Annotated in this window: 17 protein-coding genes; 12 read left to right on the plus strand and 5 right to left on the minus strand. The window is 72.0% G+C overall.

Annotation, left to right across the window (positions count from 1 at the left end; genetic code table 11):
* Window positions 1-90: 90 nt before the first annotated feature.
* On the plus strand, window positions 91-1,470 hold the full coding sequence (locus tag AB0J88_RS05395) for a nitric oxide synthase oxygenase (protein WP_364352678.1): 1,380 nt from the start codon (window positions 91-93) through the stop codon (window positions 1,468-1,470).
* A gap of 104 nt (window positions 1,471-1,574) precedes the next feature.
* On the opposite strand, the gene AB0J88_RS05400 is transcribed toward AB0J88_RS05395, so the two are convergent.
* On the minus strand, window positions 1,575-2,483 hold the full coding sequence (locus tag AB0J88_RS05400; protein ID WP_364352680.1) for an AAA family ATPase: 909 nt from the start codon (window positions 2,481-2,483) through the stop codon (window positions 1,575-1,577).
* 153 nt (window positions 2,484-2,636) lie between these two features.
* On the opposite strand from AB0J88_RS05400, the gene rpmE reads away from it, so the two are divergent.
* Window positions 2,637-2,861 (plus strand): 50S ribosomal protein L31, encoded by a 225-nt coding sequence (gene rpmE / locus AB0J88_RS05405; RefSeq protein WP_364352683.1) that lies wholly within the window; start codon window positions 2,637-2,639, stop codon window positions 2,859-2,861.
* An 87-nt stretch (window positions 2,862-2,948) separates the two neighbouring features.
* Window positions 2,949-4,037, plus strand: a complete 1,089-nt coding sequence (gene prfA, locus AB0J88_RS05410; protein WP_364352685.1) for a peptide chain release factor 1 — start codon at window positions 2,949-2,951, stop codon at window positions 4,035-4,037.
* Here the strand turns inward: prfA and AB0J88_RS05415 are convergent.
* Both AB0J88_RS05415 and AB0J88_RS05420 read right to left on the minus strand, forming a co-directional pair.
* Window positions 4,023-4,526 carry an endonuclease V gene (locus AB0J88_RS05415; RefSeq protein ID WP_364352688.1) on the minus strand — a complete coding sequence of 168 codons (504 nt, stop codon included), beginning with the start codon at window positions 4,524-4,526 and terminating at the stop codon, window positions 4,023-4,025. The two genes, prfA and AB0J88_RS05415, sit on opposite strands and share 15 nt — an antisense overlap.
* Entirely contained in the window at window positions 4,523-5,218 is a 696-nt protein-coding gene (locus AB0J88_RS05420; RefSeq protein ID WP_364352691.1) for a Clp protease N-terminal domain-containing protein, read from the minus strand. Before AB0J88_RS05420 ends, AB0J88_RS05415 begins: the two co-directional genes overlap by 4 nt.
* Before the next feature lie 422 nt (window positions 5,219-5,640).
* Between AB0J88_RS05420 and AB0J88_RS05425 the strand changes: the two genes are divergently transcribed.
* Window positions 5,641-6,978 carry a hypothetical protein gene (locus tag AB0J88_RS05425; RefSeq protein ID WP_364352694.1) on the plus strand — a complete coding sequence of 446 codons (1,338 nt, stop codon included), beginning with the start codon at window positions 5,641-5,643 and terminating at the stop codon, window positions 6,976-6,978.
* Here AB0J88_RS05425 and AB0J88_RS05430 read toward each other — a convergent pair.
* The gene (locus AB0J88_RS05430) at window positions 6,875-8,422 is read right to left on the minus strand and encodes a GGDEF domain-containing protein (protein ID WP_364352697.1); all 1,548 of its coding nucleotides are present in this window, start codon (window positions 8,420-8,422) and stop codon (window positions 6,875-6,877) included. The genes AB0J88_RS05425 and AB0J88_RS05430 overlap by 104 nt on opposite strands.
* 106 nt (window positions 8,423-8,528) lie before the next feature.
* Between AB0J88_RS05430 and prmC the strand changes: the two genes are divergently transcribed.
* From prmC to AB0J88_RS05450, 4 genes are read left to right on the plus strand one after another with little or no spacing between them, the layout of a single operon-like run.
* Window positions 8,529-9,389 carry a peptide chain release factor N(5)-glutamine methyltransferase gene (gene prmC, locus AB0J88_RS05435; protein ID WP_364353000.1) on the plus strand — a complete coding sequence of 287 codons (861 nt, stop codon included), beginning with the start codon at window positions 8,529-8,531 and terminating at the stop codon, window positions 9,387-9,389.
* Entirely contained in the window at window positions 9,389-10,033 is a 645-nt protein-coding gene (locus tag AB0J88_RS05440) for an L-threonylcarbamoyladenylate synthase (RefSeq protein WP_364353003.1), read from the plus strand. The genes prmC and AB0J88_RS05440 overlap by 1 nt, the downstream gene beginning before the upstream one ends.
* Before the next feature lie 2 nt (window positions 10,034-10,035).
* Window positions 10,036-10,647 (plus strand): phosphotyrosine protein phosphatase, encoded by a 612-nt coding sequence (locus AB0J88_RS05445; RefSeq protein WP_364352700.1) that lies wholly within the window; start codon window positions 10,036-10,038, stop codon window positions 10,645-10,647.
* 10 nt (window positions 10,648-10,657) lie between these two features.
* Complete coding sequence (locus tag AB0J88_RS05450; protein ID WP_364352703.1) at window positions 10,658-11,317, plus strand: L-threonylcarbamoyladenylate synthase; 660 nt, start codon at window positions 10,658-10,660, stop codon at window positions 11,315-11,317.
* Here AB0J88_RS05450 and AB0J88_RS05455 read toward each other — a convergent pair.
* Window positions 11,238-12,764, minus strand: a complete 1,527-nt coding sequence (locus AB0J88_RS05455) for an SDR family oxidoreductase (protein WP_364352706.1) — start codon at window positions 12,762-12,764, stop codon at window positions 11,238-11,240. The genes AB0J88_RS05450 and AB0J88_RS05455 overlap by 80 nt on opposite strands.
* A 158-nt stretch (window positions 12,765-12,922) precedes the next feature.
* On the opposite strand from AB0J88_RS05455, the gene AB0J88_RS05460 reads away from it, so the two are divergent.
* From AB0J88_RS05460 to AB0J88_RS05475, 4 genes are all read left to right on the plus strand, one after another.
* Window positions 12,923-13,363: a hypothetical protein gene (locus AB0J88_RS05460; protein WP_364352709.1), complete on the plus strand. Its 441-nt coding sequence runs from the start codon at window positions 12,923-12,925 to the stop codon at window positions 13,361-13,363.
* A 146-nt stretch (window positions 13,364-13,509) separates the two neighbouring features.
* Window positions 13,510-13,767, plus strand: a complete 258-nt coding sequence (locus AB0J88_RS05465; protein ID WP_089246444.1) for an AtpZ/AtpI family protein — start codon at window positions 13,510-13,512, stop codon at window positions 13,765-13,767.
* Window positions 13,768-13,780: 13 nt separating this feature from the next.
* On the plus strand, window positions 13,781-14,575 hold the full coding sequence (atpB, locus tag AB0J88_RS05470) for a F0F1 ATP synthase subunit A (protein WP_364352712.1): 795 nt from the start codon (window positions 13,781-13,783) through the stop codon (window positions 14,573-14,575).
* A 93-nt stretch (window positions 14,576-14,668) separates the two neighbouring features.
* Window positions 14,669-14,893, plus strand: a complete 225-nt coding sequence (locus AB0J88_RS05475; protein ID WP_089246440.1) for an ATP synthase F0 subunit C — start codon at window positions 14,669-14,671, stop codon at window positions 14,891-14,893.
* The last annotated feature ends 11 nt before the right edge of the window (window positions 14,894-14,904 follow it).

Below are 14,904 nucleotides of genomic sequence, written 5' to 3' on the forward strand. Positions count from 1 at the left end.
CCTCACACTGCGCACCGGGAGCTGCCCCCCGACTGCGGCGGCACCATCGTGCGCGCGTGCTGTGAATACGTCATCAATCTGGGAGGCGCGATGACGACACCTGGGTACCGTGACGTGCCCCCGCGGTCGTGGGATCCGGACGCCCCGGTCGACTTCGCCGAGGCCGAAGACTTCCTGCGGATGTGCTACCGCGACAACAGCAAGCTGGGCTCGGTGGAGCCTCGGCTCGCTGTCGTTCGTGCTCAGATCGCCGCGACCGGCACGTACGTGCACACGCCGGACGAGCTCGCCTACGGCGCCCGGGTCGCGTGGCGCAACTCCAGCCGCTGCATCGGCCGCCTCTACTGGCGCAGCCTGGTGGTGCTCGACCGGCGCCGCGCGCGTACGCCCGAGGAGATCTTCGCCCTGGTCGTGCGGCACCTGTGCATGGCCGGCGGCACCGCGGCGGCCAACCGCGAGCCGGGCGCCATCCGTCCGGTGATCTCGGTGTTCCCGCAGGCGCAGCCGGGTCGGCCGTACGCCCGCATCTGGAACGAGCAGCTCATCCGCTACGCGGGCTACCGCGACGTCAACGGTGGCGTGACCGGCGACCCGCGGGTGGTCCGCTTCACCGAGTCGATGCGCGACCTGGGCTGGCGCGGCAAAGGCGACGCCTTCGACGTGCTACCGGTCGCGATCGAGACCCCGGCGCACGGAGTACGCCTCTTCGAGCTGCCCGAGCGCGCGGTGCTCGAGGTGCCCCTGGCCCACCCGGAGTTCGGCTGGTTCGCGGAGCTCGGGCTGCGCTGGCACGCGGTCCCGGCGATCTCCAACATGCGCCTGACCATCGGCGGCGTGCACTACCCGCTGGCGCCGTTCAACGGCTGGTACATGGGCACCGAGATCGGCGCCCGCAACCTGGCCGACCCGGACCGCTACAACATGGTGCCGGTCGTGGCCCGCCTGATGGGCCTGGACACCTCGAAGCCCGGCACCCTCTGGCGCGACCGCGCCCTGGTCGAGCTCAACCGCGCGGTCCTCTGGTCCTTCGAACGCGCCGGCGTGAAGATCACCGATCACCACACCGAGTCGGACCGCTTCCTGGCCCACATCCGCAACGAGGCCAAAGCGGGGCGCGAGGTGCCGGCCGACTGGAGCTGGATCGTCCCACCGATGTCCGGCGGCGCGACCGGGGTCTTCCACCGCTACTACCACGAGGCCGACGAACGCCCGAACTTCTACCTGGACCCGGAAGCCCGCGCCCTGGCCACCCACGGCCACCGAGCCCAAACCGCGACCCCGGAGCCCACCGCCCCGGCCCAGGTCCGCCGGCAGCCGGCGGCCAGCCCGACTTCAGCGGCCGCGGAGAGCCCGACCCTGACCGACCCGACCGCGCCGCGCCGCATCCCGGCCCAGCCCATCCCACCGGCGGCACCCTCCCGGGTGGCCCCGTCGCCAACCCTCCGCCCCGCCTGCCCGGTCCGGCACTGAGGTCGGCCACCGCGGACCTGGCAAGCTGAGCGCAGCGGAGCGATCCCTCGCGGGAGGAACGATCCGGACCACCCGCGAACCCGAGTCATGATCCTGCTATTGGCTCAGAAGTCGCCTTCGGCGACCTGGAAGACGGTCAGTCCTAGTTCCCGCCACATCTTCACGACATGTTGTCGGTCGTCGAAGACGCCGATCACGCGGTAGCCGGCGGCGATCTCGCTCTGGAAGATGTCGCGTTTGACGAGCGCGTCGCGGCGCGTGTCGCCGTAGGCGCGCATGTGCAGGGCCAGGTACGGGACGCCGACGTTCGCGGCGAGCCAGCGCTCCGTGTCGAAGCGGGCGCTCTCCTCGCGGCCTGTGCAGTAGATCACTCCGTAGCCCGCCGCGTGCATGGCGCGCACGGCCGCGATCACCGCGTGGTTGGGCTCGTCCTCGGCGACCAGGTGCAGATCCAGGTGATGGCGGTCGCCGAGCAGCGCGACCGTGCCGTCGATGTCGACCAGGACGATCTCGGGGGCGTCCGCGGGCGGCTCGTAGCGGTCCGTCGGCGGTGCGGCGGCCACCGTCGGCACGGGCAGCGGCAGGGTGCGCCCGGCCAGGTAGCGCTGGTGCATCGAGCGGATCGCCGCCTCGCCGACCTGCTCGTCCTTGGGGCGGGTGGCGTCGCGCCGGACGCATTCGTCGACGGGCACGTCGGTGAAGTCCCGCACCTCGAAGGTGGCGCCGTGGCGGGCGGCCAGCCCCGCCCAGTCGCGGGCCAGCCGCGGGATCAGGTTGGTGTCGTCGACGCAGACGTCGATGCCGGCCTGGAGCAGACTGTCGACGAGGGTGTACGAGGCGATCGACACCTGGCGCTCCGCGCGGTCGGTGAGCAGGGGCTCGCCGTGCAGCATCCGGCGCAGGTCGTCGCGGTTGACCCGGACCACCCAGGGCTGGAGGCTCCGGGCGAAGGTGGTCTTGCCGGACGCGGGCAGGCCGCGGGTAATGATCAACCTGGGCGCACGGTGCGGCATGGTGTCAATCATGGCCCACGGGAATGCGTGCCCCGGGGGCCGCGTTACACGGGGCGGACCAGCGCATGGCAGACTGGTCAATCGGCCAAGGTTCCGGTTCCCGTCTCGCATCCCACGGACGACCCGGCGACCATCGATTGAGAGGACCGAGGCGTGAAGCCTGACATCCACCCGCAGTACGTGACCACCGAGGTCACCTGTTCCTGCGGCAACACCTTCAGCACCCGCAGCACGGCGAAGAGCGGTCAGATCCACGTCGAGACCTGCAGCGCCTGCCACCCGTTCTACACCGGCAAGCAGCGCGTTCTCGACACCGCCGGCCGCGTGGCCAAGTTCCAGCAGAAGTACGCCAAGGTCCAGGCCGCCAAGAAGAAGTAGCGACGCCGACGGCGCCCCCTCGCGATCAAGCGGGGCGGGCGCCGTCGTCTGTTCGCCAACCGTTTCGGCCAGATCTGAGGGGCACAGATGAGCGTGGATCGACTCGCGGGGTTGCTCGACGAGTACGGAGAGCTGGAGAAGCGGCTCGCCGACCCGGCGATTCACGCCGACCAGAACACGGCGCGGCGGGTCGGTCGCCGGTTCGCCGAGCTGGCTCCAATCCGCAAGGCCAACGACGAGCTCGAGCAGGCGCGGGCCGACCTGACCGCCGCGCGGGAGCTGGCCGCCGAGGACCCGTCGTTCGGCGGTGAGGTGGACGCGATCGCGGCCACCCTGCCGGCGCTGGAGGAGCGGCTCGCCGAGCTGCTCATGCCGCGCGACCCGCACGACGCCAAGGACGTGATCGTCGAGATCAAGGCCGGCGAGGGCGGCGAGGAGTCGGCGCTGTTCGCCGGCGACCTGCTGCGGATGTACTCCCGCTACGCGGAGCGGCACGGCTGGGTCACCGAGGTGATCGACGCGCAGGACTCCGACCTCGGCGGCGTCAAGGACGTCTCGCTCGCGGTCAAGACCAAGGGTGTGCCCGAGGGCGGCAACGGCGTCTGGTCGCGGCTCAAGTGGGAGGGCGGCGTCCACCGGGTGCAGCGGGTGCCGGTCACCGAGTCGCAGGGGCGGATCCACACCTCGGCCGCCGGCGTGCTGGTGCTCCCCGAGGCCGAGGACGTCGACGTGTCGATCGACCCTGGCGACATCCGGGTCGACGTGTTCCGCTCGTCCGGTCCCGGCGGGCAGTCGGTCAACACCACGGACTCGGCGGTACGCATCACCCACCTGCCCACGGGCATCGTGGTGAGCTGCCAGAACGAGAAGAGCCAGCTGCAGAACCGGGAGCAGGCGATGCGGATCCTGCGCGCCCGGCTGCTGGCCGCGGCCCAGGAAGAGGCCAACGCCGCCGCCTCCGACGCCCGCAAGGCGCAGGTGCGCACCGTCGACCGCTCCGAGCGGATCCGCACCTACAACTTCCCGCAGAACCGGATCAGCGACCACCGGATCGGCTACACCGCGTACAACCTGGACCTGGTGCTGGCCGGTGACCTCGACGGCGTGCTGGACGCGCTGACCGAGGCCGACCGCGCCGCCCGGCTCGCGGGGGAGACCGAGCTATCCCGGCAGTGACCGGGCGAGCCGGTCGACACGGCGCAGCGCGTCCGGGATCCGGTGTGCGCCGGCCATCGCGCTGACGAGGGCGGCGGCCTCGTCGACCTTCATGCCGGCCGCGGTCACGTAAAGCGGCCGGTCGCCGCTGCCCCTGATGACCGGGACGGCGTGCGTCGCCGATCGGAACGCGGTCTTCGCGACACCCACCACCGGCCGGTTCGTCTCCTCGTGGACCCGCGCGCCGAGCCCGGGGCGCCCGTCGGGGTCGAGGTCGACGTAGCCGTCCACCACCAGCACGTCGATCGGCGCCGTCGTGGCCAGCACCGCGCGGATCGCCGGCAGTTCGCGTTCGAAGAAGAAGCCCGGCCGGTACGCCGGCACGGTGTCGACGTCGGCGGTCAGCTCCTCGATGAGCGTGGCGAAGCGTGGCTCCGTGGCGACGACGAGCGCGGCGCGGGCGCCACCCTCGTCCGGATAGTGCGCGTCGACCGCGCCGTATCGGGTCATCCCTTGGTGCGGTGCGCAAGACCGACCAGGGCCGTGCGCACGGTCTCCTTGGTGCGGTCGTAGGTGAAGCCCGCGTCGTGCAGCACCCGCCCCGCCGCGGTGTCGGGCATGCGCAGCAGGCCGAGCAGGATGTGCTCGGTGCCGACGTAGTTGTGGCCCAGGTCCAGCGCGCTCTGCGTCGTCTCCTCGAGCAGTTGCTTGGCCTCGGGGGAGAACGGCACGTGCTCGCGGACCGTGCCGGTCGGGTCGGGCAGCGCGGAGGTGACGGTCTCGGCCAGCGCGGCGGGGTCGGCGCCGAGCGCCACGACGAGCTTGGCGGCCAGGGCCTCGGTCGCGCCGAGCAGCGCCACCAGCACGTGCTCCGGCTCGACCGACGGGTTGTGGCGCTCCCTTGCCAGCGCCTGCCCGGCGCTGACGACCTCGGCCGCCCGGGTCGTGAAGCGCGAGAACCGGCCCGTGCCGCGCTGCTGCGCGGCCTGCTTCGAGACGCCCATGGCGTCGCCGATCTGGCTCCAGGACGCGCCGGTCTGCCGGGCCGCCCGGATGAAGTGGTCGATGAGCTGGTCGCCGAGGTCACCGAGGGCACGCGCGCGGGAGCGGGCCTCGCCGACGCGGGTAACGGGGTCGGCGTCGGGCAGATCGCGCTCGAGCTGGGCGATGAGGTCGTCGACAGAGATGCCGAAGGGTGCCATGCCGTCAAGTCTGGGTTGACGGTAGCTTCTCGTCAAGGCCGAGTTGACGCGCAATTCTGTCACCTTTGTACCTTTATGTAGTTAATCTGACGGGTGTGAAGGGGTTTCGGCTCGCTGTTGCCGCTGCCGTCTTGCCGCTGGGGCTCCTGGTCGCCCTTCCGGGGATCGCGCTGCCGGCACCGGCCGTCCCGCCTATGCCAGCCGCGCAAGCGGCGCCGGCACGGGCCGTGCCGGCTGCGTCAGGGCTGCCGGCAAGGGCCGTGCCGCGTGCGTCGGCGCTGCTGGTGGCGCCGGCTCCGACGAGGACCGCGCCGGCAGTGCCGGGCTCAAGGCCGTCGCCGGCTTCGACGGTGACCGGAGGCCCTGCCGCCCCGAGCAAGCCGCGGCCGCTTACGCCGATTCCGACCACCGTGGACGTGGCCGTGACCGGCAAGGTCTCGCCCGCCACGGTCCGGACCGGTCAGGACGCCACCCTGACCTTCACGGCCCGCAACGAGGGCATCCTGCCCGCCGGCGACGTGCGGGTGGCCGTGCCGCTGCCGGCCCAGGTGACGGCGACCAAGCCAGCCGCCAGCCAGGGCACGTTCGACGGTCTGGTCTGGACCGTCGGCGCGCTTCCGGTGCGCCGGGCCGCGACCCTGACGTTGCTGGTGCGAGCCGGCACGCCGGTCGCCGTGACCGCGACCGCGGCCCTGCTCGGCTCGACCCCCGACGACGGCGACACCCGCGACGACCTGGGCACCGCCGCGCTGCGCGTCGCCGCGCCGGCCGGCACCCGGGTGCCCCGCGCCGACCTGGTGCTCAACGCCCGGGTCGCACCGGAGCTGGCCGGCCCGGGCGACCCGGTGACCTGGGCCGTGACGGTCGCCAACAAAGGCCCTGACCCGGCGACCGCCGTGGAGGTGGCTGATCCGGTGCTCACCGGCACCTTCCTCGCGTCATCCGTATCCGCCGGCCAGGTGGTCGGGATGCCGGTCCGCACCGGCGAGCCCGGCACCGCCGCCCGCTGGCGCGTCGGCACGTTGGCGCCCGGCGCCAGTGCGACGTGGGCGGTCCGGGCACTCGCGACGGTGACCACCCGCGGCGACGCGGCCGTGCTGGTCACGCAGAGCGGTGCCGACGACCCGGTCGGCGGCGACACCGTCGCCCGGGCGCTGCCCAAGGTGAGCGCCGCGGACCTCGCCCTCACCCGGGACGTCAGCAACCTCACCCCGAGCTTCGGGCAGGAGGTCACGGTCACCGTGACCGCCAGCAACGCCGGACCGGACCTGGCCCGCGGCGTGACCGTGAGCAACCCGTTCGGCGACGACCTCGTCTTCGTGTCCGCCTCGATGGAGGTGGGTGACTACGACGACGGCCGTTGGGCGATCGGTGACCTGGCGGCCGGTGCCACGGCGACGCTGACCCTGCGGGCAAGGGTGGCGGTGGAAGGGCTGATCAGCAGCCGGGCGACCGTGGAGGGGAAGCCGGGCGACCCGGACGGCGCGAACAACCTCGTCGAGACCGTGCTGGCCGCCGGCAGCGACACGCCGCCGCACGCGCCGGTCTTCCGGACGGGCTTCCCACTGCCGTACACGCAGATCCGACTCTCCACGATGGAGGCGACGGTGGTCGGCGGCCTGATGATGCTGTTCGGCCTGATCCTGCTCTTATACGTCAGGACGCGGCTCGCGGACGGCGCTTGGACCGCAGCATCTCCCGGTCAGCGATCTCGAAGGCCTGACCGAGCGCGTCGCGCAGCGCCGGGCCGGATCCGTTGACCTCGGCGAAACCGACGCTCACACCGACCGGCGTGCCCGGGACCAGCGCGTGCCAGTCTTCGGCGGCCACCGCCACGGCGATCCGGCGGGCCACGTCGGTCGCCTCGGCCATGCCGGCGCCCGGGAGGACCACGACGAACTCGTCGCCGCCGTAGCGGGCCACGAAGTCGCCGCGCCGCATCACCCGGTGGATCACGCCGGCGATCCGTTGCAGCACCAGGTCGCCCGAGTGGTGGCCGTGCTCGGTGTTGACCGCCTTGAAGCCGTCGAGGTCGCAGACGCCGATCACGGCCCGCTCGCCCCGGGCGACCATGGCGGCCACATAGCGCTCGAGCTGGCGGCGGTTGGGCAGGCCGGTGAGCGGGTCCGTGAGTGCCTCGCCGGCATATTGCGCGGCGGTGCGGCGCAGCTCCTCGCGCTCGATCTGGGCCGCGATGCCGTCGACGTAGACGGTCTGGAGCCGGTCGCTGCGCTGGGCGGCCAGCCGGAACGCGTGCCGGTCGGCGCGGTGGGCGGCGGCGTGGTCGCCGGCCGCCGCGAAGGTCAGGCTGCGTAGTCGCTCGGGCTCGGCCGCGCCCAGGGTCTGCGGGGAGATGCTGATCGTGCCGAGCCGGGCCAGTGCCTCGATCGGTCGGCCGGCCGCGATCGCGACGCAGACGTCGCCGAGCTGGCGCAGGTCGCGCGCGCGGGCACCGTCGCCGCCGGCGGCCAGCAGGGCGCCCACGTCAACCCGGTCGTCGATCTCCTCGCCGAGGGCACCCCGGCGGGCGGCGGCGTAGCCGTAGGCGGTCACCGTGGACGGTCGCAACCGGACACCGCCGTCGGCGTCGAGGAACCGGCACAGGTCGACGCCGATGTCGCGGAGCACCCGCAGGCAGCCGTCGGAGTCGCCGGAGTGGTCGAGCGCGACCGCGTTGCGCAGCCGGATGCCGGGCGCCGCGAACAGCTCCTCGGGCAGCCCGGCCGCCGTGCCCAGCTGCCGGGCCCGCTCGATCGCGCCCAGCGCGTAGCCGTGGAAGCTCAGGTAGGAGTAGGCCATCGCCAGGTCGTGCCAGCCCCAGGCGGTGTCGCCGTCCGGGTCCTGCACGCGGCCCAGGTAGCTGGCGCTCTGCACGAAGTGGGTGACGCAGCGGTCGAGCGCGCCCTGGTGGTGGGCGGCGAGCGCGGCGAGGGCGTGGGCGTGGCCGAGGATGTACGGGTCGCCGACCTCGCGGGCGCACTCGAGCGCCTGGTCGACCGCGGCCGCGTACTCGGCGGTGCGGGCGAGGTTGAGCACCGCGGACAGCCGCTGGACCAGCGCGTCCGCCCGGGCCTGTGGCTCGTTGGTGGTCTCGAGCACCTGGTCCAGCACCAGGCAGGCGTCGGCCGATCGGCTCCGCATCATCAGTGCGCGAGCCTGCCGCAGCGCGTCAACCTGGTCGGGGACCCGGTCGAGCCAACCCACCGAGTGACCCCCTTCTGCAACCTTCGTGTGGTCGAGCGTCAATGATTATCGCGTGACGGGCCGCAGACAACAGCCGACCGAAGGGACGACCATCCGCGTCGCACCAATGATCGCCGATGCCACCGGAAGATTGGTATCCGCGGGGGTCGAATCCCCGCGAAACGACGCTGAGCTGTTGGCGGCCTTCGTTCTCGGCGTGTCGCGCGGTCGGCTGCCGCTTGTCGACCGGTTCTCCGCCGAGCAGGCCGACACGTACCGCCGGCTGGTCGAAAGACGGGCCGATCGGGAACCCCTGCAATACCTCATGGGTACGGCGGCCTTCCGCTACCTCGAGCTCGCGGTCGGCCCGGGCGCCTTCGTGCCCCGGCCGGAGACCGAGATCCTCGCTGGCTGGGGGATCGACGTGGCCCGCGCACTGACAACCCCCGTGGTGGTCGATCTCTGCGCCGGACCCGGCCCGATCGCGCTGTCGGTGGCGACCGAGGTGCCGACCGCCACCGTGTACGCCGTGGAGAAGTCACCGGCCGCCCTGGACTGGCTGCGCCGCAACGCCGCCGACCTGGCACCGGACACCCACGTGGTCGCCGGGGACGTGGCAGACGCGGACCTGCTGCGAGACCTGCACGGTCGGGTCGACGTGCTGCTCAGCAACCCGCCGTACGTGCCGGCCGGCACCCCGGTGCCTCCCGAGGTGGAGCGGTACGACCCCGCGACCGCCGTGTTCGGCGGCCAGGACGGGCTCGACGTGGTCCGCCCCGTGATCGCCCGCGCGGCCGAACTCCTCCGCCCGGGCGGAGCGCTGGCGATCGAGCACGACGAGGAGCATGCCGAGGCCCTGCCGGAGCTGCTGCGTGCTGACGGCCGGTTTGACCGAATTGAGCCACACGCTGATCTCACCGCCCGTCCTCGATTCACCACTGCCCGACGAACCGGGGCCACGTCGTCGTGGCAGACTGGCTCCTCGTGATGCTCTATGACTGCCGGTCGATCGCCGACCGTGACAAGGGGATCGCCGCGGCGATCGAGGCGGTCAAGTCCGGCGAGCTGGTGGTGCTCCCGACCGACACGGTCTACGGGCTGGGCGCCGACGCGTTCACGCCGCACGCCGTGTCGCAGTTGCAGACCACCAAGGGCCGGGACCGCAGCATGGCCCCGCCGGTGTTCGTCGGCTCCCGCCACACCCTCGACGGCCTGGTCTTCTCGCTGCCGCAGGCGGCCCGCGACCTGGTCGAGGCGTTCTGGCCCGGCCCACTGACGATCATCATCGAGCACTCGCCGACCCTCCAGTGGGACCTGGGTGAGACGGGCGGGCAGATCGCCGTCCGGATGCCGCTGCACCCCGTGGCGCTCGAGGTGCTGCGCGAGACCGGCCCGATGGCGGTGCTCGCCGCCAACAAGGCCGGCCTGCCCGCGCCGACCACAGCGGAGGAGGCCCGCGAGCAGCTCGACTACGCGGTCCGGGTCTATCTCGAGGCCGGCCCCAGCGCCGACCCGGTGCCGAGCGCGATGGTCGACGTGACCGGCGACGTGCCCCGCCTGCTGCGCGCCGGCGGCATCCCCATCGAGAAGCTGCAGGACGTCGTGCCCGGCCTGGCCGGCCCGGGGATGTGACCGTGCCGCCGTTCACCGTCCTGCACGTCTGCATGGGCAACATCTGCCGGTCGCCGATGGCCGAGCGCCTGCTCGCGCTCGCCGTCCAGCAGCGGCTGGCGCGGGTGCCGGCGAGCCCCGGCGCGGACGGGTTGGTGCTCAGCCACAGCGCCGGCACCGGCGGCTGGCACGACGGCGAGGAGATGAACCCGCCGGCGGCCCGCCAGGTGCGCGCCCGCGGCGGCGACCCGACCGGCTTCGCCGCCCGCAAGCTGCTCTCCGAGCACATCGACGCGGCCGACCTGGTGCTGACCGCGACCGCGGACCAGCAGGAGTACGTGGTCGCCCTGCGCGCAGACGCCGCCGGGCGCACGTTCGTGCTCGGCGAGTTCGGCCGCCTGCTGCCCGCGGTCGACCCCGCGGCGCTGCCGGACGGCGGGCTGACCCCCGACGGCGTGTACGCGCGCGGCGTGGCGCTGGTCGAGGCGGTCGACGCCGCCCGCCGGGGCGCCGCCGCACTGCCCGCCGACGACCTCGACGACCCGTGGGGGCGCGGCGACCAGACGTTCAGCCGGGTGGCCGACGAGATCGAGGAGACCATCGTCCCGCTCGCTCGCCTGCTCATTCCGTCCTGAGGGGACTCACATGGTCAACGCCCGTTGGCTGGCGCCGGGCTCGGCGTCCGGGCTGCTGCGGCTCTCCGACGCCGAGGACGTCGCGGCCGTGCTCACCGGTGGCGGCCTCGCCGTGCTGCCCACCGAGACCGGCTACATGCTGGCCGCCGCCGCGACGATCGAGTCGGCCGTGCTCCAGGTGTTCCGGGCCAAGCAGCGCGACCTCGCCCACCCGATGCACATCGCCTGCGCGTCGCTCGAGATGGCGGCCCACTTCGCGGTGCTCACGCCCGACGCCCGCAAGGTGATCGGCGCCTTCACGCCCGGCCCGCTGACGGTGGTGGTCGAGCAGACCAGCGAGCTCCCTGACCGGCTGGTGACCCACGAGGGCACGGTCGGCATCCGGGTGCCGGACCACCCGGCCACGCTGCAGGTGATCGCCGCCGCCGGCGTGCCGGTCACCGCCACGAGCCTCAACCCCTCCGGCGCCGAGTCCCGCCCGGTCGACGCCGACGTGCTGGCCGAGCTCGAATGGTCGACCGGTCAGGAGGTGCCGGTGGTCGTCGACCACGGCTCGATCCGGCACACCCTCGCCTCGACGCTCGTGACGCTCACCGGTCCGGACGGTCCGCGGGTGCTCCGTGAAGGTCCGGTCTCGGCGGCGCAGGTACGGGAGATCCTGGGTCGCTAGGGTTCTCCGCGCCCCGAGCGATGTTGCGGGCCATCCCGCCGAAGATCATCGCGTGGAACGGCGAGACCGCCCTCCAGTACGCGTGCCCGGCCAGCCCGCGCGGCAGGAACACCGCGCGCTGCCGGTAGCGGGACCCACCACTCGGCGCGTCCGGCTCGGCCCGCAGCTCCAACCAGGCCCGGCCGGGCAGCTTCATCTCGGCGCGCAGCCGGAGCAGCTCACCCGGCACGATCTCCTCGACGCGCCAGAAGTCGAGCGCGTCGCCGACGTGGAGCCGGTTCGGGTCACGCCGGCCGCGCCGCAGCCCGACGCCTCCCACCAGTCGGTCCAACCAGCCGCGGACCTCCCAGGCCAGTGGGAACGAATACCAGCCGTTGTCGCCGCCGACACCCTCGATCACCCGCCACAGCATGGCCGGGTCGGCGGCGACCTCGCGCTCGCGCACGTCGGTGTAGACGCTGCCGCCAGACCACCGCGGGTCGGTGGGCAGCGGGTCGGCCGGTGAGCCGGCGCCCGACCAGCGGGTCTCGACGTCGAAGTCGCGCACCTTGGTCAGCGCGAGCTCGACGGCCTGGTCGAAGCCCGTCAGCCCTTCCGGCGGGTCCGGCACGTACTCGGCGATGTCGTGCTCGTGCGCCACCGCCTCGTGGATCAGGCTCTCGACCAGCGGCCGGGCGATCGCGTTGGGCACCGGGGTCACGAGGCCGACCCAGTGCGAGGAGAGCCCCGGAGTCAACGGCCGGACCGGCACGATGATCCGGCGGGGCAGCCCGGCCACCGCGGCGTACCGCTGCATCATCTCGGCGAAGGTCAGCACGTCCGGGCCGGCGATGTCGAAGCCCCGGTTGACGTCGGCCGGCAAGGCCGCGGCGCCGATCAGGTAGCGCAGCACGTCTCGGACGGCGATCGGCTGGATCCGGTTGCGCACCCAGCGCGGCGTGACCATGGCCGGCAGCCGCTCGGTGAGGTACCGGAGCATCTCGAAGGACGCCGAGCCCGAGCCGAGGATGACGGGTGCGCGCAGCACCGCGGTCGGTGTGCCGCTGTCCAGCAGGATCTGGGCGACCTCGGCGCGGGACCGCAGGTGGGCCGAGCTCGTGCCGCCGGGGGGCGGCTCGGGACCGCCGAGGTAGACGATCCGCCGGACACCCGCGTCCCGCGCGGCCTGGGCGAAGGCTTGCGCGTTGGCCCGGTCGAGCTTCTCGAAGTCGGGCCGGCCGAGCGAGTGGACCAGGTAGTAGGCGACGTCGACGCCTCCGAAGGCCGCCGGCAGGGACCCAGGGTCGCCCAGGTCGCCCTTGGCCACCTCGACCCCGCCGGCCCAGGGCACGTCGCGCAGCTTCTCCGGCGAACGGCTGAGGCAACGGACCTCGTGACCGGCGTCCAGCAGGCGGGGAACGAGCCGGCCGCCGATGTAGCCTGTCGCTCCGGTGACTAGGGCTTTCACCCTTCTCACTATGCGGGTCGCGGCGGGCGCCCGCTCGGTATCCGGATCGTCACCCAGAGTTCGCCGCGAGTTTTCCGGACCCGCCGAAATTGTCCAGCTGTATCCGAATCGACCACGCCTTTCGGACACCTGGCGGGACGCACGTAGACTCCGACGCGATGTCGACGACCTCTGCCCAGACCCCTGACGCGACCGCACCCGACGCGGACCGCAACTGGCGGCTGCGCCATCTGCCGCCCATCCTTATCGCCGCCGCCGTGATGACGATCGGCGCGGCCGTGCTGGGCGGCCTGCTCGCGGGCGGTGTCGGCGCCTACGCCGCCCCGCTCGGCGTGTTGCTGGCGACGGCCAGCTTCCTCGCCTCGACGTTGGCCATCGCGTGGGCGGACAAACTCGACACCAAGCTGGTCATGCCGTTCGGCATGGGTGTCTACGTGGCCAAGCTGAGCCTGCTCGGCGGCATCCTGCTGGTCGTCGCGACAACCGAGTGGGCCGGCATCAAGCCGCTCTCCGCGGGCATCGTGGCCGGCGTGTTGGCGTGGACAGCGACCCAGATCTGGTGGATCGTGACCGTGCACGCACCAAGATTTCGCCGTTAACGCGACCCTTGGGTGACCCCACTTGGCGGGTCGGAGGAGTAGCGTGAGCGCAGAGGCAGAACCATCATCCCATTCCCCCCGCGCAGCCTGAGTGTGCGGGGGTCGAGTCTTCGCCTCCCTCTACCGGCTGATACGGTTCCCGCGTCATGGCCGGTGACCCACCCTCGCAACACTCCGACAAGGACCCCGACGCAACGCCGACGGGGGCCGACCTCGGCTGGACGGCGCTGTCCTACCTCATCGGTGGGATGTTGGTGTGGGGTTTCATCGGCTGGCTGATTGACCGTTCGGTGCATACCGGCGGCGTGATCACCGGCATTGGCGTGGTGATCGGATGCGCTGGCGGGATCTACCTGGTCATCAAGCGGATCGGGGCCCCACCACCGGGGCCCGGAAGTTCATGAGGGAAGGGACGCGGTGATCGGACAGGCGGTCGCTCTCCAGAGCGACGTTCCGTTTCCACCTGAGGTAGGCGACTTCTACCTGCCCTCGATCGTGCCGTGGGGCGGGCTCGACTCGCTGTGGTTCACCAAGATCACGGCGTTGGTGTGGGTCAGCACCGCGATCATCATCATCTTCTTCACGCTGGCCTACCGGAAGCCCAAGCTGGTTCCGGGCAAGGCGCAGTGGATCGCCGAGTCGACGTACGGCTTCGTGCGCAACAACATCGCGGTCGAGATGCTGGGCGCCCGCGGTGTGCGGTTCGCTCCTTATCTCGCGACGCTGCTGCTCTTCATCGTCTTCAACAACCTGTGGAGCATCGTCCCGATCGCCCAGATCTCGCCGAACTCGCACATCGCGTTCCCGGCGTTCCTGGCGCTGATCAGCTACGTGCTCTTCAACTACGTCGGCATCAAGAAGTTCGGGTTCCGCAAGTACATGCGCAACTCGCTCATCCCGCCGGCACCGTGGTTCGTTCTGCCGATCCTGATCCCGATCGAGTTCTTCTCGACCTTCCTGGTGCGGCCGTTCTCGCTCGCGGTCCGGTTGTTCGCCAACATGTTCGCCGGGCACATGCTGCTGCTCGTCTTCACCCTCGGTGGGTTCGCCATGCTTCAGGCGAACACCGCCCTGGCACCGATCTCGGTGCTGTCCTGGTTGATGACCATCGCGCTGACGCTGCTCGAGCTGCTGGTGATCTTCCTGCAGGCCTACGTCTTCACCGTGTTGACCGCGAGCTACATCCAGGGCGCGGTCTCGGAGGAGCACTGATCCCGGCCCCTCGGGAAAGTGGTCCAACCCCCGCACCAACAGTTGTCCGTCCCGCGTGAACGTCACGCGTGATAACCAGGAGGAACCTCAGCAATGGACATCGCCGCAGTTGAGGGCAGCGTCGCCGCTATCGGTTATGGCCTCGCCGCCATCGGCCCGGGCATCGGCGTCGGGCTGATCTTCGCGTCCTACATCCAGTCGACCGCCCGCCAGCCCGAGTCGTCCCGCATGACCCTGCCGTTCGTCTGGATCGGCTTCGCCGTGGTCGAGGCGCTCGCGCTGTTCGGCATCGCGTTCGGCTTCATCTGGGCCGGCTGACCCGCCTGACC

Source organism: Asanoa sp. NPDC049475 (genome assembly GCF_040676915.1).
Taxonomy (GTDB): Bacteria; Actinomycetota; Actinomycetes; order Mycobacteriales; family Micromonosporaceae; genus Asanoa.